Origin of the sequence: Morganella morganii, from assembly GCF_041099235.1 — a bacterium.
GTDB classification, from domain to species: Bacteria; Pseudomonadota; Gammaproteobacteria; order Enterobacterales; family Enterobacteriaceae; genus Morganella; species Morganella morganii_E.
Genome location: NZ_JBFZSO010000002.1, coordinates 257666 through 275028, shown reverse-complemented (window position 1 = coordinate 275028; position 17363 = coordinate 257666). Strand labels below are relative to the sequence as shown.

The 17363-nt window shown below is 50.9% G+C and carries 19 protein-coding genes; 7 read left to right on the top strand and 12 right to left on the bottom strand.

All coding sequences use genetic code 11. The features are described 5' to 3' along the window. Positions 1–10 precede the first annotated feature (10 nt). Both frdC and frdD read left to right on the top strand, forming a co-directional pair. Positions 11–403 (top strand): fumarate reductase subunit FrdC, encoded by a 393-nt coding sequence (gene frdC, locus AB7038_RS04650; RefSeq protein WP_004236225.1) that lies wholly within the window; start codon positions 11–13, stop codon positions 401–403. Positions 404–420: 17 nt separating this feature from the next. After that, the gene (gene frdD, locus AB7038_RS04645) at positions 421–777 is read left to right on the top strand and encodes a fumarate reductase subunit FrdD (protein ID WP_004240583.1); all 357 of its coding nucleotides are present in this window, start codon (positions 421–423) and stop codon (positions 775–777) included. A 56-nt stretch (positions 778–833) separates the two neighbouring features. Here frdD and AB7038_RS04640 read toward each other — a convergent pair whose 3' ends face one another. The 4 genes from AB7038_RS04640 to hydN all read right to left on the bottom strand — a co-directional run bounded on the left by AB7038_RS04640 (position 834) and on the right by hydN (position 3707). Continuing rightward, positions 834–2246, bottom strand: coding sequence for a sucrose-6-phosphate hydrolase (locus AB7038_RS04640; RefSeq protein WP_368889923.1), 1413 nt, complete (start codon positions 2244–2246; stop codon positions 834–836). A gap of 251 nt (positions 2247–2497) precedes the next feature. Beyond that, positions 2498–2770, bottom strand: a complete 273-nt coding sequence (gene hybG / locus AB7038_RS04635) for a hydrogenase maturation factor HybG (RefSeq protein WP_004236222.1) — start codon at positions 2768–2770, stop codon at positions 2498–2500. A 36-nt stretch (positions 2771–2806) separates the two neighbouring features. Then, complete coding sequence (gene hypA / locus AB7038_RS04630) at positions 2807–3148, bottom strand: hydrogenase maturation nickel metallochaperone HypA (protein WP_004236221.1); 342 nt, start codon at positions 3146–3148, stop codon at positions 2807–2809. 10 nt (positions 3149–3158) lie between these two features. Further along, on the bottom strand, positions 3159–3707 hold the full coding sequence (gene hydN / locus AB7038_RS04625; protein ID WP_046893118.1) for an electron transport protein HydN: 549 nt from the start codon (positions 3705–3707) through the stop codon (positions 3159–3161). Positions 3708–4147: 440 nt separating this feature from the next. Here hydN and AB7038_RS04620 point away from each other — a divergent pair, with 440 nt between their 5' ends. Further along, a complete protein-coding gene (locus AB7038_RS04620) occupies positions 4148–5755 on the top strand; it encodes a sigma 54-interacting transcriptional regulator (RefSeq protein WP_369452843.1) in 1608 nt (535 codons plus the stop codon). Positions 5756–5987: 232 nt separating this feature from the next. On the opposite strand, the gene fdhF is transcribed toward AB7038_RS04620, so the two are convergent. After that, entirely contained in the window at positions 5988–8141 is a 2154-nt protein-coding gene (fdhF, locus tag AB7038_RS04615; RefSeq protein WP_368889921.1) for a formate dehydrogenase subunit alpha, read from the bottom strand. Positions 8142–8636: 495 nt separating this feature from the next. Between fdhF and AB7038_RS04610 the strand changes: the two genes are divergently transcribed. After that, positions 8637–9548, top strand: a complete 912-nt coding sequence (locus AB7038_RS04610) for an EamA family transporter (protein WP_205515655.1) — start codon at positions 8637–8639, stop codon at positions 9546–9548. 53 nt (positions 9549–9601) lie between these two features. On the opposite strand, the gene AB7038_RS04605 is transcribed toward AB7038_RS04610, so the two are convergent. Continuing rightward, entirely contained in the window at positions 9602–10396 is a 795-nt protein-coding gene (locus tag AB7038_RS04605; protein ID WP_369452842.1) for a hypothetical protein, read from the bottom strand. A gap of 17 nt (positions 10397–10413) precedes the next feature. Next, entirely contained in the window at positions 10414–10773 is a 360-nt protein-coding gene (locus AB7038_RS04600; RefSeq protein WP_368889940.1) for a type III secretion system chaperone, read from the bottom strand. A 391-nt stretch (positions 10774–11164) separates the two neighbouring features. Here AB7038_RS04600 and AB7038_RS04595 point away from each other — a divergent pair, with 391 nt between their 5' ends. From AB7038_RS04595 to AB7038_RS04585, 3 genes are all read left to right on the top strand, one after another. Beyond that, positions 11165–11941, top strand: a complete 777-nt coding sequence (locus AB7038_RS04595) for a hypothetical protein (protein WP_369452841.1) — start codon at positions 11165–11167, stop codon at positions 11939–11941. A gap of 270 nt (positions 11942–12211) precedes the next feature. Continuing rightward, complete coding sequence (gene cstA / locus AB7038_RS04590) at positions 12212–14314, top strand: pyruvate/proton symporter CstA (protein ID WP_369452840.1); 2103 nt, start codon at positions 12212–12214, stop codon at positions 14312–14314. Between the two features lie 77 nt (positions 14315–14391). After that, positions 14392–14589, top strand: a complete 198-nt coding sequence (locus AB7038_RS04585; RefSeq protein ID WP_004235011.1) for a YbdD/YjiX family protein — start codon at positions 14392–14394, stop codon at positions 14587–14589. 58 nt (positions 14590–14647) lie between these two features. Here the strand turns inward: AB7038_RS04585 and AB7038_RS04580 are convergent, their stop codons facing one another. The 5 genes from AB7038_RS04580 to hyfH form a co-directional block, all read right to left on the bottom strand. Continuing rightward, positions 14648–14962, bottom strand: coding sequence for a hypothetical protein (locus AB7038_RS04580; RefSeq protein WP_368889917.1), 315 nt, complete (start codon positions 14960–14962; stop codon positions 14648–14650). A 143-nt stretch (positions 14963–15105) separates the two neighbouring features. Next, the gene (gene hycI / locus AB7038_RS04575; RefSeq protein WP_368889916.1) at positions 15106–15594 is read right to left on the bottom strand and encodes a hydrogenase maturation peptidase HycI; all 489 of its coding nucleotides are present in this window, start codon (positions 15592–15594) and stop codon (positions 15106–15108) included. After that, positions 15591–16025 carry a formate hydrogenlyase maturation HycH family protein gene (locus AB7038_RS04570; protein ID WP_024474460.1) on the bottom strand — a complete coding sequence of 145 codons (435 nt, stop codon included), beginning with the start codon at positions 16023–16025 and terminating at the stop codon, positions 15591–15593. The genes hycI and AB7038_RS04570 overlap by 4 nt, the downstream gene beginning before the upstream one ends. Beyond that, positions 16018–16800, bottom strand: coding sequence for an NADH-quinone oxidoreductase subunit B family protein (locus tag AB7038_RS04565; RefSeq protein WP_368889915.1), 783 nt, complete (start codon positions 16798–16800; stop codon positions 16018–16020). The genes AB7038_RS04570 and AB7038_RS04565 overlap by 8 nt, the downstream gene beginning before the upstream one ends. Further along, positions 16797–17348, bottom strand: a complete 552-nt coding sequence (gene hyfH / locus AB7038_RS04560) for a hydrogenase 4 subunit H (protein ID WP_369452839.1) — start codon at positions 17346–17348, stop codon at positions 16797–16799. Before hyfH ends, AB7038_RS04565 begins: the two co-directional genes overlap by 4 nt. Between the last annotated feature and the right edge of the window lie 15 nt (positions 17349–17363).

The window sequence follows — 17363 nt, the reverse complement described above, 5'->3', positions numbered from 1 at the left end:
GAAGAGAGAAATGACGACCAAACGTAAGCCTTATGTGCGTGAAATGACACCGACATGGTGGAATAAACTCGGTTTTTACCGTTTTTATATGCTGCGGGAAGGCACCGCAGTGGTCCAGCTCTGGTTCAGCCTGCTGGTGATGTACGGCGTTTACTGTCTTAAGGGCGGCCCGGCGGACTGGGCAGGGTATGTTCACTTCCTGCAGAATCCGGTGGTGGTACTGGTTAATATCCTGACACTGGCCGGTACTCTGCTGCACACGGTGACCTGGTTCCAGCTGGCACCGAAAGCCGTCAATATCGTTATCAAAGACGAAAAAATGGGACCGGAGCCGATTGTCCGTCTGCTCTGGGTGGTGACCCTCATTGTTAACGCCGTCATTCTGGCCGTTGCGTTACTGTGATAAGGAAGGAAGCTGATATGATTAATCCGAATCCGAAACGCTCACAGGAACCGGTTTTCTGGGGATTGTTTGGCGCAGGCGGCATGTGGAGTGCCATTGTTTCACCGGCTGTTATTGTCCTGCTGGCTTTTCTGGTTCCGTTTGCTGTGGCACCGGATATGCTCAGTTACAGCCGCATCCTGGCCTTCTGTCAGGGTTTTATCGGCAAAGTGTTCCTGCTGCTGATGATTATCCTGCCGCTGTGGTGTGCGCTTCACCGTATCCACCACTGCATGCATGACCTGAAAATCCATGTACCTGCGGGACGCTGGGTCTTTTACGGCCTGGCAACCATCCTCAGTGTGATGGCCGTGATTGGTGTAATCACGCTGTAATCATTGTCTGTCATAAAAAGACCGGCGCTTAAAAGCCGGTCTTTTTTTATCTGCCGTCAGGCCACTTCCGCGCGGTTAAGCTGCCAGTAGCTGAGCTGCACCGGGGAAAGGCCACGAAATACCAGTGTCGCTGTCTGCTGCGGGAAATAACGGCTGCTCATTACCGCCTCGCCGTCATTGATAAAAATCTCCGCACTCGAGTGATCGGTAAAAATATGCAGTTGTTTCACCTCTCCCTGCCAGTAGCGGTGCTGCCAGTCACCACTGAGCAGACTCCGGCGCGACAGGCGGATCTCATGCCCGTCATAGGAAAAAATCAGCTGTTTGCTGAAATTCAGGATCAGCGGGCCGGAGAGCCGGATAATCACCTCCAGCCGCCCGGCACTCAGCTCAAGAGCATTGTCCGCTTCACCTGACCACTGCCCGCCGGTACCGCGCAACGCCTCCAGCTCTTTCACCGGCCGCTGGTACAGCTGTCCGTTCTGCAGTGTCAGCTCACGGGGACAGGTCATCTGGTGGAGCCAGCCGTTTTTAACGGTCGGCTGCTGCATCTCTTCACCGCCCGGTACCCCCATCAGCGCCACCATAATGCGCCGTCCGTCAGGGGCGAGTGTGGTCTGCGGGGCATAAAATTCAAACCCGGCATCAGCTTCATATATCTGCGGTTTGTGGCGGAAGGTTTTGCTTTCATAATCAAACTGCCCGACCAGATACGCGCCGGAAATGGTATTCAGAAAACGGGTCGGTTCCCGCGGTATACCACGGGGGCAGCACAGCAGCACCCATTCATTACCGAGCCGGAAGAAATCCGGGCTTTCCCACAAATACCCCGCATCCCGCAACCCGCCACAGCGGCTGCCGGCCAGTACGCCGCGCGATACCCATTCACCCGGCTCCGCCGCGTCATACAACAGCACACAGCCTCTGTCATTCTCATCGCGGGCACCCAGCACCATGTACCATTGGCCGCAGTACTGCCAGACCTTCGGATTGCTCACATCGGCGCTGTATCCTTCCGGCAGCCCCAGCGCGGAACCGTATTTCTCAAAGCCGCCGTCCGGCTTTTCCCGGGCCAGGCACTGCCACGATGTCCGTGAGCCGTCACGGTACACCAGACTGCCGGTATAACAGAGGGTCAGTGTATTGTTATTTACCACTGCGCTGCCGGAAAAACAGCCGCCGGAATCATAATTGCCGGACGGCAGCAGCGCGACCGGCTCATGTGTCCAGTTGATCAGATCCGCCGAAGACCAGTGCCCCCAGCACGCATGTTTATGTTCGCAGCCAAACGGATCCCACTGATAGAACAGGTGCCAGAGGCCGTTGTGATAAATAAACCCGGCAGGATCATTCATCAGACCGCACACCGGCGCAGTATGCCAGCCCGGATAGTGTGTATCCCGCTGAGCCCGCCCCTGGTGCTTCATTAAGGCCTGAACAATCCCTGACAACAGTGCCGTCTGCGCCATATCCCCGTCCCCTGTTCTGTTTTTTCAGAAACCATCAAAGCACAGATACGGTACTGAATGCGAGTACCAACCCTCTAAGATAATTCAGAATCCGACGGGTAACAGCGGTATCAGAGCGGCAGAAAAGCAATGTCCTGAATAAAAAAACAGTCTTGCGGAAGAATAACAGAACGGAGGGATACGGCAGAAAATAACGAAATTAAACACCTGTCAGAACAGGTGTTTCAGCAGGATAACCGGACTGCATACCGCTACGCATTACCACGCAGAAAATACGACACATCCTCTTCGACACTTTCCATAGCCAGTAATGCATCCAGCGTATCGCGGGCTTCCTGTTCATCGATAATGCTCATGGCAAAACCGACATGAACCAGTACCCATTTCCCCAGCATTTCTGATGGCTCACCTTCACAAACCAGCGCGATGTTCACATCCCGTCTGACACCACACACTTCCACCTGCGCATTGTCTGTTACAGAGTCACCCACGGCAACGATTTGCCCGGGAATACCTAAACACATAACCGGCTCCTGATTGACTGATAAGTCCTTACCGGACTACTGAATTTCGATTTGTCTGACCTGCATGGCATCACTGCTGTCCACCTGCAGATTATGGCTGCCGCAGTGCGGACAGCCGGTGTTAAACCCGGCCACACTGACCGGTTTCTGACACTCCCGGCACCAGGCCTGCGCCGGGACGGTGGTGACATGCAGTTCAGCCCCTTCAGCCAGTGAATCACGGCAGACGATATCAAAGCAGAAATGCAGGGCATCTTCTTCGATACAGGATACCGCACTCAATTCAAGCCAGACAGCGGTGACGCGCTGCGCCCCGCTCTGTTTTGCCTGCTGCTCGATAATATCAAGCGCATTCTGGCATAACGTCACCTCATGCATCCGTCTGTCCTCAGGACATCAGGTCGGCCGGCATTTCAAATGCGGCGCGGCGGCGGCGTTCTTTGACGATCTCATCCATCTTATTACGGTCAACCACCATTAATGCATGAGTCGGGCACACTTCCACACAGGCAGGTCCGCCTGCACGGGTATGGCATAAATCACATTTGTGGGCTTCCGCGCGGTACTGAGGAATGGTGTTCAGTGCAGTTGTCTGTTGTGCAACAGGACGGCTGATCACTTCCATAGTGCCGTAAGGACAGGCAATCACACAGGTTTTGCAGCCGATACATTTTGCCTGATCGACATACACAAAATCATCTTTACGGCTGATAGCGCCGTTCGGGCAGACATTGGCGCACGGTGCATCTTCACATTGACGGCAGACAACTGCCGTACTGATGGTGTACCCTTTCATCACATGAATACGGGGAAAGAATTCATCTTTCACCACTGTTTCAATACCGGTTTCCTGCTCTTGATGCGAAACAACACAAGCGACTTCACATGTGTGACAGCCAATGCACTTTTTTGGGTCTGCAATGATGAAACGGTTCATCATACTCTCCTGAATGATACGCGGCGACTTCACATCCGGCACTCCGGTGCAGCCGTCCTCTGGTTAGAATAATCAGGAAATAAGCATGCATCGTGCCAGTCTGGCATTTTTTTTAATTTCAGTGAAATCAGCGTATTAATAAATAATGCTGCCGCACTGTGTGTCATAGTGAGAATATTCGTCACACAGTTCGACATTTTTGACGATAATTTTTATCATCAGTATGTGTCATAATATATTAGGTTTTCATCCCGCCGAAAAATAGGGGATTGGATCAAACTTAAATCAGACAGCGATATTCTTTTCTTACAGAGTCATTACAATAATGGATATTACCTCTCTGCACCTTATTTATACCTATAACTACGCAGAGGGGAATTAATTTTAAGAGCAATCCGTCCGGATCAGGAATGTGAAAGACGAAGACGAGCGGAGACGTTGTGGACAACACTGACAAGACCGAACACATACGCCATGAACGTGACCAGTACCGGATATTGGTGGATATCACCAACTCAGTGCTTTCCCATCTGGAGATGGACGGCCTGGTTGCTGAGGTTTCCCGCGAGATCCACCGGTTTTTCGGGCTGAGCCAGATAAGCATTGCGTTGTGTGATAATTACAGTTCTGCTGTATATCTTTGTTATTCCAGCTATTATCAGGCCCGCAAACCCGCAGAAAAAACATTATATCATCTGGATGAACTGCATCCTGATCTGACTCAGGTTCTGGACAGTAACCAGCCGATGTGCCTGACACTCGACAGCGCGACAAACGATCCGCTGTATCAGCATGTCTGCGCGCAGGGTATGACGGAAACCCTGCTGCTGCCGCTGGCATTTAACCATAAGCCGCTGGGTGTTCTGATATTATCTCATGAAAATAATCATATTTTTACTGACGATAATTGTAATCTGCTCAAACAAATAGCCGCCCGGTTCGCTATTGCGGTGGATAATGCCGCGGCTTATGAAGAGATCACCCGTCTGAAAGACAGCCTCAAGCATGAAAACCTGTGGCTGAACGAACAGATTCACAACAACGAAAGTTTCAGTGAAATCATTTTCCAGAGTGATGCCATGCGCAATATTCTGGAGCAGGTGGATCTGGTTGCCGCCAGCGACAGCACCGTGCTGATCCTAGGCGAAACCGGTACCGGCAAGGAGCTGATTGCCCGCGCCATCCACCGCCTGAGTGACCGCCATCACCGCAGCATGATCAAAATGAACTGCGCGGCCATCCCGTCCGGGCTGCTGGAAAGCGACCTGTTCGGCCATGACAAAGGTGCCTTCACCGGTGCAACCACCACCCATATCGGCCGCTTTGAAATGGCGGATAAAAGCACCCTGTTTCTTGATGAAATCGGCGATATGCCGCTGGATCTCCAGCCAAAACTGCTGCGGGTGTTACAGGAGCGGGAAATTGAGCGCATCGGCGGTAATAAGGTAATTCCGGTGGATGTGCGGCTGATTGCCGCCACCAACCGCAACCTGAAATCCATGACCGATGAGCGCGAATTCCGCGAAGATCTCTACTACCGGCTGAATGTGTTCCCTATCTGGATCCCGCCGCTGCGCGAGCGTCCGGAGGATATTCCGCTGCTGGCGACCTACTTCACACAGAAGATTGCCCGCCGGATGAACCGCAATATCGACTGCATTCCGCGTGATGCCCTTGAGCAGCTGAGCCGCTATCCGTGGCCCGGCAACGTGCGCGAGCTGGAAAATGTGATTGAACGGGCAGTGATCCTGACACGCGGAAACACCCTGAATATTCAGTTGCATGAACTGAACATCCCAAAGCATTCACGCCTGAAAACGGCGCTGGAGACCCCGAGCTCACTGGAAAAACGGATGCAGACGGCCGCGCCGGAGAATGATGACGAAGAGCGCGACCGGATTATTGCTGCCCTGAAGGCCACCAACGGCGTTGTTGCCGGTGCCCGGGGAGCCGCAACCCGTCTGGGACTGAAACGGACAACATTATTATCCCGTATGCAGCGGTTAGGTATTTCTGTACAGGATATATTCGAAGAAGATAATCACTGACTTGATATTTAAATCACCGCCACTGAAATAAGAATGTCTCGCAAATAAAAATATATCGCAAAAGAAACGGAATGGCTGTCGTAATATGTTCATTTATTTTCAGGGCAATAATATGTGATCAAAATTCAGAAACTGAATACGACTGACATCATAATTAAACAAAAAATTAAAATATAAAAAAACCGGCGGTCATTTCTGAGCGCCGGTTTTTTATCATATTAAGACTAACGGATTAACACCCTTCCGCCGCTTCACGCAGACGGCGCTTAATACCGGTATATTCCTGAACAACATAATGCTCAGCCTGTTTCTGATCCGCAATCGGTTCGACGCGGACAGCACAGTATTTATATTCCGGTGTTTTGGTAATCGGGCTGAGGTTTTCCGCCACCAGCTCGTTACACGCACCAATCCACCACTGATAGGTCATGTAAACCGCCCCTTTGTTAGGACGCTCACTGACATTCGCGCGGGTGATAACTTTACCCTGACGGGATGCCACCCAGACCAGCTCCTGATCTTTAATCCCCAGTGCAGCGGCATCTGCGGTATTGATCTGGATATAGCCCGGCTCATCCGCCAGTGCCGCCAGTGCTTTACAGTTACCGGTCATGGAGCGGCAGGAGTAATGCCCCACTTCACGGACGGTTGCCAGCACCATCGGATAGTCATTACTGACCTGGTCGATCGGCGCACGCCATTCACAGGTATAGAACTGACCTTTGCCGTTCGGGGTATCGAAGATACCGCCGTCGTACAGGTATTCTGTTCCCTGATCACTGTCCGCCACATCGCGGCACGGCCACTGGATATAAGCCAGATCCGCCATTTTCTCGTAGGTCGCACCATAGTAGATAGGGCAGAGTTCACGTAACTCATCCCAGATCTCTTTGGTGTTGTTGTAATGCATCGGATAACCCATCGCCGTGGACATCAGACTGATAATTTCCCAGTCCGGTTTCACATCGCCGACCGGCTCAACCGCTTTATAGAAGCGCTGGAACCCGCGATCCGCTGCGGTATACACCCCTTCATGTTCCCCCCAGGAAGTGGCAGGGAAAATCACGTCAGCAATCGACGCGGTTTTGGTCATAAAGATATCCTGGACAATCAGCAGCTCCAGTTTATCGAAGGTGCGGCGGATAGTCGCCAGATCCGGTTCTGTCTGGAGCGGATCCTCACCCATCACGTAGTGTGCCTTCAGCACGCCTTCGTCGATAAAGTGCGGAACCTCACTCAGCGGAATACCGTTTTCGGCAGGCATTTTTTCGATGCCCCAGAATTTGGCAAATTTCTCCAGAGCAGCTTTGTCTTCCACATACTGATAGCCCGGCAGTGTGTTCGGCAGTGCACCCATATCACAGGCACCCTGAACGTTGTTCTGACCACGGACCGGGCCGACACCGACATGCGGTTTACCCAGGTTGCCGGTCAGTAACGCCAGGCTGGTCAGTGCGCGGACAGTTTCCACACCCTGATAGAACTGCGTCACACCCATACCCCACAGAATGACCGCGTTTTCCGCTTTCGCATACATACGGGCTGTTTTGCGGATATCCTCAGCTTTCAGACCGGTGGTCGCTTCCACGGACTCCGGTGTGTACGGCTCAACCAGCTTGCGGTATTCCTCAAACTGCTCGGTATGGCCATCGATAAAGGCTTTATCGTGCAGATTTTCCGCAATAATCACATGCGCTAACGCATTGATAAGCGCAATGTTTGAACCATTTTTCAGTGCTAAGTGAATGTCAGCAAGACGCGCTGATTCAATATAGCGCGGGTCACAGACAATAATTTGTGCACCCTTCTCTTTCGCCTTCACAATACGACGGGCGACGATAGGATGTGAATCCGCGGCATTGTAACCGAAGATAAAAATACATTTGGTATCCTCAATCTCGACGATTGAGTTACTCATTGCGCCGTTACCGACCGAACGCTGCAGACCTGCAACCGAAGGGCCGTGTCAGACACGTGCGCAGCAGTCAATATTGTTACTGCCGACTGCCGCACGAACAAATTTCTGCATCACGAAGTTGGCTTCGTTACCCGGACCACGGGATGAACCGGTAGTCATAATCGCTTTCGGGCCGTACTTCTCTTTGATAGCCAACAGGCGGGAACTGGCAAACTCAATCGCCTCTTCCCAGGAGACCGGTTCCAGTTTGCCACCACGCTGACGGCGGATCATGGGGGTCTTTAAGCGGGGGGTTAAAATCTTGGTGTCATGAATGAAGTCCCAGCCATAATACCCTTTCAGGCAGAGCTCTCCTTCATTGGTGTGACCATTCGCGCCCTCCGCGCCAATGATCTTCCCGTTCTCCACCTTCAGGTTAATTTTACAGCCTGAGGCGCAATACGGGCAGACGGTGATGACCTTTTCCATCAACATTGCTCCTATATCTTCTCTTAGCGGGTAAATACCGCCTTATCACCACCAGTCATGCAGGGTTTATGCCAATTTTAAAGCTGAAATAAAATCCCTTTAACTTACTGAATATATTTTGTTTTAATTTTTTTGTTATAACCATGACAGGCGATGGCACCGACGGGATCGTCAAAAATGTCGAACGGTTCTGTCCGGTGTCAGACAACGACACTGACGCAGGCGCGTCCCTTCAGAACAATTTTACAATTGCATGATGAATTATAACTGTGTTAAAGAAGTACAATATGATGGTGATCAATCATCCGCACCGCCGGTTTTTCCCGTATTTCATAACAGTTTACGAATAATTTCCCGCTGACTGTTGATATCGGTTTCCCGGTGCTGTTTTACAATGACTGTAACAATGACTTAATTTTTCACGGCGCTTCCTGTCTGATACTGCGCGTGGCTCCGCGTATTATCAAAATAATAAAAGAGAGATAAAAACCTGATATGAAAATTAATGATATTTTAATCGCCCTGCTGGTCGCCGTGATCTGGGGGGTGAACTTCGTGGTGATCAAAGTGGGCGTCACCGGCATTCCGCCGTTATTTCTCGGGGCACTGCGTTTTCTGTTTGTGGCACTGCCCGCCGTCTTCTTTATTCCGCGCCCGAAAATCGCCCTGAGCCGCCTGGTTATCTACGGCCTGACTATCTGCTTCGGCCAGTTTGCCTTTCTGTTCAGTGCGGTCAAAGCCGGGATGCCGGCCGGGATTGCCTCTGTCGTCTTACAGTCCCAGGTCTTCTTCACAATTGTCCTCGGCGGCCTGATCCTGAAAGAGTCGCTGAAAATCAGCCAGGTGATCGGCATTATTGTCGCCGTTGTCGGGTTAACCGTGCTGGCGAAAGGCGGGGACAGCGGCAGTCTGACCGACATTCCGCTGATGGCGCTGATGATGACGCTGGCCGGTGGCTTCTCCTGGGCCTGCGGTAATATCTGCAACCGTATCATTATGAAAGAGACACCGGACTGTAACGGGATGTCGCTGGTCGCCTGGAGTGCGCTGGTGCCGATTATTCCGTTTATCCTGATGTCATTGTGGATGGAAGGTGCAGACGCAATTGTCAGCAGTATTTCCCATATCAGCCTGCTGACTGTGGGGGCTATTATGTATCTCGCTTATCTCTCCACCTTTGTCGGCTATACCTTATGGAGCCGTCTGCTGGGCCGCTACGAAACCTGGCGTGTCACGCCGTTTGCTCTGCTGGTGCCGTTTGCCGGCATTGCCAGCAGCGCGCTGCTGCTGGGGGAAACCATCACCATGATGCAGTTCGCCGGTCTCGGTTTTATTATGGCGGGCCTGATTCTGACCGTCTTCGGCAAACGTCTGGTGTCGCTGCTGACCCGCAGAAAAGCGGTCTGAAGAGAATAACAGTCAGTCTGCCCGGGTGTTTACGGGCTGACTGACCGGTAAAGTTACGATATATTCAGTCTTTCTCTCATTATACGCTGTTGTAATTGTGCATCCGGTAATGATTGCTTCTGGTCATTATGCGGTGTACTGATCGTATTTCCGGAATTATATGGCTCAGAATAGATATTTTCATGTAATGATGCATATCCCGGCTCCATACTTTCCTGTTCCGCTCTGCCGCCAGCTTTCAGGCTGTCATGTGGTTCCGCGTAAATATCGTCGTCCGGGCCGGGTAACCGCGATAATGACGGATGAGTCGAAAGATTTACCGGCGGCGGAGTCTGATCCTGGTCGTTACCAATCTCCTCATACAGCGGCTCTTCAATTTCACTGTACAGCGATCCGGTTAATGACGGACGCGGTGAACCCGGGATCGGTGGTGCAACCGACTCACGAACAAAAGCATCATCATCAACAGAAGCATAAAGGCTTTCCGGTCGTCCGGATCCGATATGCGCATAAACTGAATCATAGGTACTCTCACCACTGCTCTCATAAATACTGTTTTCAAACTGAGCATCCATACCCGGTAACGGCTGCGCCGGCCGCGAAGACATATCCATCACAATTTCTCTGCCCGGCTTATCACTACCCTGCTGTCCGCTGAGATGCGAACCGAATGATGATAACATGCCGGAAACAACGGACTTAACCGTATTCCACGCATGTAATAAAACGGATTTAATTCCGGATGCACTGACATATGACGATGAATTGTTACCACCTGTTGAATCGTAAATATCATTATTCCCGGTCTGAATCGCCGGATGTCCCTGTATTCCCTGTATTGGTCCCATAATAGCTCCCTCTGTGTTTAGTGAAGATCCAGCAAGTAATCTGCGGATTTCAGAATATAGTCAAATAACGCAATGACATGGCTGTCTTCCGTTCCCTGAAGTAACAGACGGCTCCAGATCACCCACTCATTTTTGTCATTCAGGGAAATCACCGGCTGCCCGGAAAGCTGTGTTAACGTATTCAGCTTCAGGACTTTCTGCAGTAATTCATTACTCTGCGTAATGTGTGGTAATTCCCCGGTATTTGCTGACAGATACCAGTCAGTCCCATCAATGACGGCCAGAGACAATGAATAACGGCTGTCGATTGTTAACATAAATGTATGCTGATCTGTAGCAGGCTGTGGCGCGTCCGGGCTGATATGACGCAGCAACATCATTGCTGTGCGGTGAAACGATGATAAATCCGGCATATTTTTCCCTGATAAAGGTAATAGCATTAGTCATATCATTTCACACCAAAACCAATAATACTTTTATGTTTAATCCATCACTCAAAATAATTCCCGGTAAAAAACATTCTTTAAAAAAATAATTAATATTTATTTTTTTAAAGAAATAATCATAAAAGCAGACATAATTAGCTAATCAACCATATAAAAAGGATATTTTATGAGAATCAGTGACATCCCCGGAAATAAACCCTCTGTTAATATACCACTACCAAAAATAGACGGGAGAACAATAAATCCGCTTCAGTTTGACCGTATGGCGGAAAGGATAAATTATATACAAAATACCACAATGGAATTCAGGCTGAATAAAAAAATGTTCGTGACAGACACCCGTGAATTCAGTAAAAATTTACTTTCCGATATCTGTAAATTCAGCATGCCACTGAAAAAACCGGATGCTATTACCGATTCCGGTTTTATTTCATGTGCTGAAGAAAATATTAATAACGGAATAAAAGAATGGCGGGCACAGGAGAAAACGACCTTTGTTTCAGCCTTTATTAACCGGACTATTGATCAGACATGCAGAGAAAACCATGTAAAAATCGGTAAGACTGAAAAAGAAAACCTGTTTAATGAGATCAAAGATACGTACTTCAGTAAAACAGAACTGAATGCCGGTTGTGCACAATCGTCAATTATTCAGGCACTTCTCAACAACCCATCACTGGCGAAAGGGATCAATACGCTTGAGATAGAAAATGCCGTTCCTGATGAAACAGCGGATATAATGTCAGCAAAAATGCAGAATATAATAAAAAAATCACCGGATCATCCGGTGAATATTGAAGCACGACAAAACCTGCAAAAAGAGCTGGCTGAATCAAACCGCCAGTATAACGCCGCACTGGCCGGTGAAAGAACCGCAATCAGAGCGGATATTTATAATCATATTGCAGAAAATATATTTAACACTTTTCTGTGTGATAAATTTTACGGCGGAAATTCGGGGGCCGTTGAGTTTAATAAACTCAGGGAAACGATCAGTGAAATGACCCTCAGCCGGGCAGTACCAATCCGTGAAACTGATCATTTCTTTTTTCCGGAACACCCCCTTTTGGTAACCACCCGTCTGCCTGACGGAAATTAACCTGACCATTATCGGATATCACAGGGTTATTCATTTTGTGAATAACCCTTTTTTATCTGTGTATTTTCTTTGTGAACTTATCATCTCCCTGAAACCACAATCACGCTACATTCCGCTAACAGTGATTAACCTAACAATAATGAAATAAATCCATCTTATCCGCAGGTTACTGCTGGGAACTAAGTCAAATAAGTGTTATTCCTCTTCCGTACAATTTGATAATAACAAACTGAAACTACTCCTCTTTACTCATTCTGACAGGTGAAATCTATGAAAGCGTTCAAACAACTTGCCGGCGTGCTGCTCGCAATTGTCGGTGCCTTTGCCCTCGGGTATATCGCACTGAACAGAGGCGAACAGATCAACGCGCTCTGGATAGTCGTTGCCGCCGTCTGTATTTATCTGGTGGCATACCGCTATTACGGGCTGTATATCGCAGAGAAAGTACTGAAAGTCGATGCAACCCGCATGACCCCCGCCTTTAAAAATAATGACGGGCTTGATTATGTACCGACAGACAAAAAAGTCCTGTTCGGCCACCACTTTGCGGCTATCGCCGGTGCCGGTCCGCTGGTCGGTCCGGTGCTCGCAGCGCAGATGGGCTATCTTCCTGGCATGCTCTGGCTGCTCGCCGGTGTGGTATTAGCCGGGGCGGTACAGGACTTTATGGTGCTGTTTGTCTCCACCCGCCGCAACGGCCGTTCCCTCGGGGAACTGGTCAAAGAGGAGATGGGAAATGTCGCCGGGGTGATCGCGCTGATCGCCTGTTTTATGATTATGGTGATTATCCTTGCCGTCCTCGCCATGATCGTGGTGAAAGCCCTGACCCACAGCCCGTGGGGAACCTACACCGTGGCCTTTACCATCCCGCTCGCTTTCTTTATGGGGATTTACACCCGCTACATCCGTCCGGGACGTGTCGGGGAAGTCTCTGTTATCGGTCTGATTTTCCTGGTGTTCGCCATTATCTCCGGCGGCTGGGTGGCAGAAAGCCCGACCTGGGCACCGTATTTTGATTATGACGGCGTACAGTTAACCTGGATGCTGGTCGGTTACGGCTTTGTCGCAGCAGTTCTGCCGGTCTGGTTACTGCTGGCACCGCGTGATTATCTGTCTACCTTCCTGAAAATCGGGACAATCGTCGGTCTGGCGATCGGTATCCTGATTATGCGCCCGATGCTGGAAATGCCTGCGCTGACTAAATTTACCGACGGCACCGGCCCGGTCTGGGCGGGGGATCTGTTCCCGTTCCTGTTTATTACTATTGCCTGTGGTGCGGTCTCCGGCTTCCACGCCCTGATTGCCTCCGGTACCACACCGAAAATGCTGGCTAACGAAAACCAGGCCTGCTTTATCGGTTACGGCGGCATGCTGATGGAATCCTTTGTGGCGATTATGGCACTGGTTGCCGCCTGTGTGATCGACCCGGGTGTGTACTTCGCCATGAACAGCCCGATGGCAATGCTGGCACCGGCCGGAACCACTGATGTCGTCGCCTCTGCCGCCAGTGTGGTCAGCAGCTGGGGCTTCCAGATAACCCCGGAAACCTTAACCAATATCGCCAATGAAGTGGGCGAACAGAGCATTATCTCCCGCGCGGGGGGCGCGCCGACACTCGCCGTCGGTATGGCCTATATTCTGCACGGGGCGCTCGGCGGCCTGATGGATGTCTCCTTCTGGTATCACTTCGCCATCCTGTTTGAAGCCCTGTTTATCCTGACTGCCGTGGATGCCGGTACGCGCTCCGCGCGCTTTATGTTACAGGATTTACTGGGTGTGATTTCCCCGGCACTGAAACGGACCGATTCCCTGCCTGCTAACCTGATCGCCACCGCGCTGTGTGTGCTGGCGTGGGGTTACTTCCTGCATCAGGGCGTGGTGGATCCGCTCGGTGGTATTAACACCCTGTGGCCGCTGTTCGGTATCGCCAACCAGATGCTGGCCGGTATGGCACTGATGCTGTGCGCAGTGGTGCTGTTCAAGATGAAACGCCAGGCTTACGCCTGGGTGGCTCTGGTGCCGATGGCATGGCTGTTAATCTGTACCATGACCGCAGGCTGGGAAAAAGTGTTCAGCGAAGATGCCCGTGTCGGTTTCCTGGCGGTAGCGAATAAGTTCCAGGCAATGATTGACAGCGGTAATATCCCGTCGCAGTACAGCGCATCCCAGCTGTCACAACTGGTGTTTAATAACCGTCTCGATGCCGGTCTGACACTGTTCTTTATGGTTGTTGTGGTGGTGCTGGCTGTCTTCTCACTGAAGACCGCGCTGAAAGCGCTGAAATCCGACAAACCGACGGACAACGAAACACCGTACGAGCCAATGCCGGAAAACTATCTTGATTTAGTGGCAAACAGCAAATCTGCCCATTAAAATCTGATATACTGGTGAAATAAGGAGCGGCAGACAACTGCCGCTCCTCCGTACGCAACAGGTTCAGGGTCATAATTATGTTTGATACTCTCGCAAAAGCAGGACGTTATCTCGGTCAGACCGCCAAAATGATGATTGGTGTGCCGGATTACGATAACTATGTACAACACATGAAAAACACCCATCCTGATCAGACACCGATGACCTATGAAGAGTTTTTCCGCGATCGTCAGGATGCCCGTTACGGCAGCAAAGGCGGCCCGAAATGCTGCTGAGCCGCACAACGGATCTCAGGTAAAAATACCGCAAATGATTGCGGTATTTTTTTATACATCAGCGGCAGTTATTTTCCTGTAAACGCATCAGCTGCCCCAGACGGGCAGAGACTTTTTCGCGGGCATCCCCTTTGGCAATCCCGTTTCCGATACCAAAATCCCCCAGAAACCCTAATATCGTTTTACCGTCAAATTCACCGGTTTTCTCAATTTCCTGCTGAATACTGCGGGTTTTGGCAATTTCCGTTTTAATATCATGACAGTTCATTAAGACCGATTCCTCGCCGGATATCGCTGCAGCCTGCGGGTATTGTTTGGTGGCACAGGCAGACAGCAGTAAAACAAGCGAAATAACAACAGCATTTTTTTTCATGGTATTTTTACTCTCAGAAAGAAAGCTCAGACCATAGAAAAAAATGCACCGGCCGGATATCAAATACCGGCCTTAAATCCGTGTATTTATAAAAAAACCGCCGGATTTCTGCGGCGGTTTCAGTGATAGTCAGAGGAACAGACTCACTCTTCGTCTTCACCTTCAAATAAGGTAAATCCGCCCAGCCCTTCCCAGCCCGGCAGCGCATCATAAACCTGCTGTACAGCACCGGTGACTTTCTCATTGACCGGCATATAAAACCCGACCAGATCCGGCTGAATACCCAGGAAAATAACCTCCGGGATATCTTCTTTCAGCTGATCAATAAGAAAGTTGAGCGGCAGATTATGCGTGCTCATGATAAACATTTCGGCGATATCATCGGGGTCAATAATGCGGATTTCCCCGGGATTCAGACCGATATCCGCCGCATCCACAATCAGCAGACGTTCCGGTTTCAGTGCCCGCACCTGATGCGCCACATTCTCCGGTGCACTGCCGCCGTTAACGGCGATCCAGCCGTCAACCGGGTTCGCATCCATCAGATCAAACAGCATTGGTCCTGCCGCATCATCCCCCATCATGCTGTTACCGACCGCCAGCATCACATTTTTTGCAGTCATTTCACTCATGGGCGGCGCTTCACTATCAGGTAAATTGCCGGTTCACGCTCAATCTCTCCCAGCAGGCGGATAAGCGTGGCACTCCATTCGCGGAAGTCCGGATTTTTATCCTTCGTCAGCGGATCTAATGCCAGTGCAAGCATATTGGTATGCGTGGAATCGATATTGATTTCACCGAAGGTAATAAGCCCCTGCAATTTGCGGCGCGCCTCCCCTTCGGGAAGCGCATTCACCCAGGACTGATAACCGCTGAGCGGGCAGATGAGCTCCGTATTCAGACAATCGATCATGCCAACGTGGTGGCCGATTGCCAGTGAGTAATACATCACCTGCTGAGCCTCTTCCGGCACATCATCGTCACTGTCGACAAATTTCTGTCTCAGCGACCAGAAGATCACTTTTCCGTCAGTACCTGCATGATCGGGTGTCTGTTCAGGCATGAATGCCTCCTTGTTGTAATACGGTCACCAGACGGTTCACAATTTCGCGCAGACGCGGATCCTGCTCTTCATCCATCCAGGTCTGCATTGTACCTTTCACCTGTTCCGGTGTGGCATTTTCCAGCAGCGTCAGGAAGCGGTCACTGATTTCGCGCCCCTGATAATACCCGGCCTGGCGGCGTGCCTCACGCTCAATCATCACACGGGTTGCCAGCGGAACGGACGGCAGCAGCAGCTGAACGCGCTCATTGTCTTCCTCGACATGATCCTGGCCTTTCAGTTTCTGGTTCAGCAGACCCAGAGCCACAGCAAAACCGTAGATGGTTGCTGCCGGTGTCGGCGGGCAGCCCGGGATCCAGACATCAATCGGCACGATGTGCTCACTGCCGCCCCAGACACAATACAGGTCATGGAAGATACCGCCGCCGCAGCCGCAGGCACCGTAAGAGATACAGATTTTCGGATCCGGTGCGGATTCATACGCCCGCAGTGCCGGCATCCGCATCGCGCGGGTCACCGCGCCGGTAAACAGCAGAATATCCGCGTGACGCGGCGAGGCCACCACTTTGATCCCGAAACGCTCCGCATCAAAGACCGGGGTAATAGCGGAGAAAATCTCAATCTCACAGCCGTTACAGCCGCCGCAGTCCACACGGTAAACATACGCTGAACGTTTGATATCTTTCAGCAGCGTGCTTTTCAGCTTCGCTACCTGTTCATCCATCTTCAGCGGTTCGCTGACATGATGGTTTACCGGAATGTCAGGTAAACTCATGATTTTTCTCCCTCAATATGCAGACGGAAGTTCTGACGGTCATTGTTCAGCAGGTTATTTTTCTGCTTACAGGACGGACAGGTTTCATACATCGGCCGCAACGCTTCAATTCCGCTCTCTTCCACACCGGATGCCACCATCAGCGCCATCGCATATTCCACGGATTTTTTCGGTGCAAAGGCTTCCCCGCACTGACGGCAGTGCTGTAAGCGGAATGTCCCTTTCATATAGAGATCCGCCTTGTTCATCACCGCCGTTTCAAACTCTTCGGTCAGATGGATAGCCCGGGTCGGACAGACTTCCTCGCAGCGCGCACAATAAATGCAGCGGCCGAGGAACAACTGCCAGCGGCGCTCACCGCTTTCCAGGTCAGTTTCCATCGTCAGCGCGTTTGCCGGACAGGCAGAAATACAGGCACCGCAGGCGATACACTGTTCCGGCACATATTCCGGCTTACCACGGAACCCGTGCGCCACTTCCAGTTGTTTGAACGGGTATTTGACCGTTGCTGTCCCCGCATTGCGGAGGGTTTTAAACAGTTTAAACATGGTATTCCCTCCGGC

Coding starts and splice junctions, on each gene's coding strand:
- AB7038_RS04600 (WP_368889940.1), bottom strand. CDS start 10,773: ATGTTGCTGCGTCATATCAGCCCGGACGCGCCACAGCCTGCTACAGAT.
- AB7038_RS04565 (WP_368889915.1), bottom strand. CDS start 16,800: ATGAGTTTACCTGACATTCCGGTAAACCATCATGTCAGCGAACCGCTG.
- frdD (WP_004240583.1), top strand. CDS start 421: ATGATTAATCCGAATCCGAAACGCTCACAGGAACCGGTTTTCTGGGGA.
- hyfH (WP_369452839.1), bottom strand. CDS start 17,348: ATGTTTAAACTGTTTAAAACCCTCCGCAATGCGGGGACAGCAACGGTC.
- AB7038_RS04610 (WP_205515655.1), top strand. CDS start 8,637: ATGAAAATTAATGATATTTTAATCGCCCTGCTGGTCGCCGTGATCTGG.
- hydN (WP_046893118.1), bottom strand. CDS start 3,707: ATGAACCGTTTCATCATTGCAGACCCAAAAAAGTGCATTGGCTGTCAC.
- AB7038_RS04640 (WP_368889923.1), bottom strand. CDS start 2,246: ATGGCGCAGACGGCACTGTTGTCAGGGATTGTTCAGGCCTTAATGAAG.
- frdC (WP_004236225.1), top strand. CDS start 11: ATGACGACCAAACGTAAGCCTTATGTGCGTGAAATGACACCGACATGG.
- hypA (WP_004236221.1), bottom strand. CDS start 3,148: ATGCATGAGGTGACGTTATGCCAGAATGCGCTTGATATTATCGAGCAG.
- hybG (WP_004236222.1), bottom strand. CDS start 2,770: ATGTGTTTAGGTATTCCCGGGCAAATCGTTGCCGTGGGTGACTCTGTA.
- AB7038_RS04595 (WP_369452841.1), top strand. CDS start 11,165: ATGTTCGTGACAGACACCCGTGAATTCAGTAAAAATTTACTTTCCGAT.
- cstA (WP_369452840.1), top strand. CDS start 12,212: ATGAAAGCGTTCAAACAACTTGCCGGCGTGCTGCTCGCAATTGTCGGT.
- AB7038_RS04585 (WP_004235011.1), top strand. CDS start 14,392: ATGTTTGATACTCTCGCAAAAGCAGGACGTTATCTCGGTCAGACCGCC.
- AB7038_RS04580 (WP_368889917.1), bottom strand. CDS start 14,962: ATGAAAAAAAATGCTGTTGTTATTTCGCTTGTTTTACTGCTGTCTGCC.
- hycI (WP_368889916.1), bottom strand. CDS start 15,594: ATGAGTGAAATGACTGCAAAAAATGTGATGCTGGCGGTCGGTAACAGC.
- AB7038_RS04570 (WP_024474460.1), bottom strand. CDS start 16,025: ATGCCTGAACAGACACCCGATCATGCAGGTACTGACGGAAAAGTGATC.
- AB7038_RS04605 (WP_369452842.1), bottom strand. CDS start 10,396: ATGGGACCAATACAGGGAATACAGGGACATCCGGCGATTCAGACCGGG.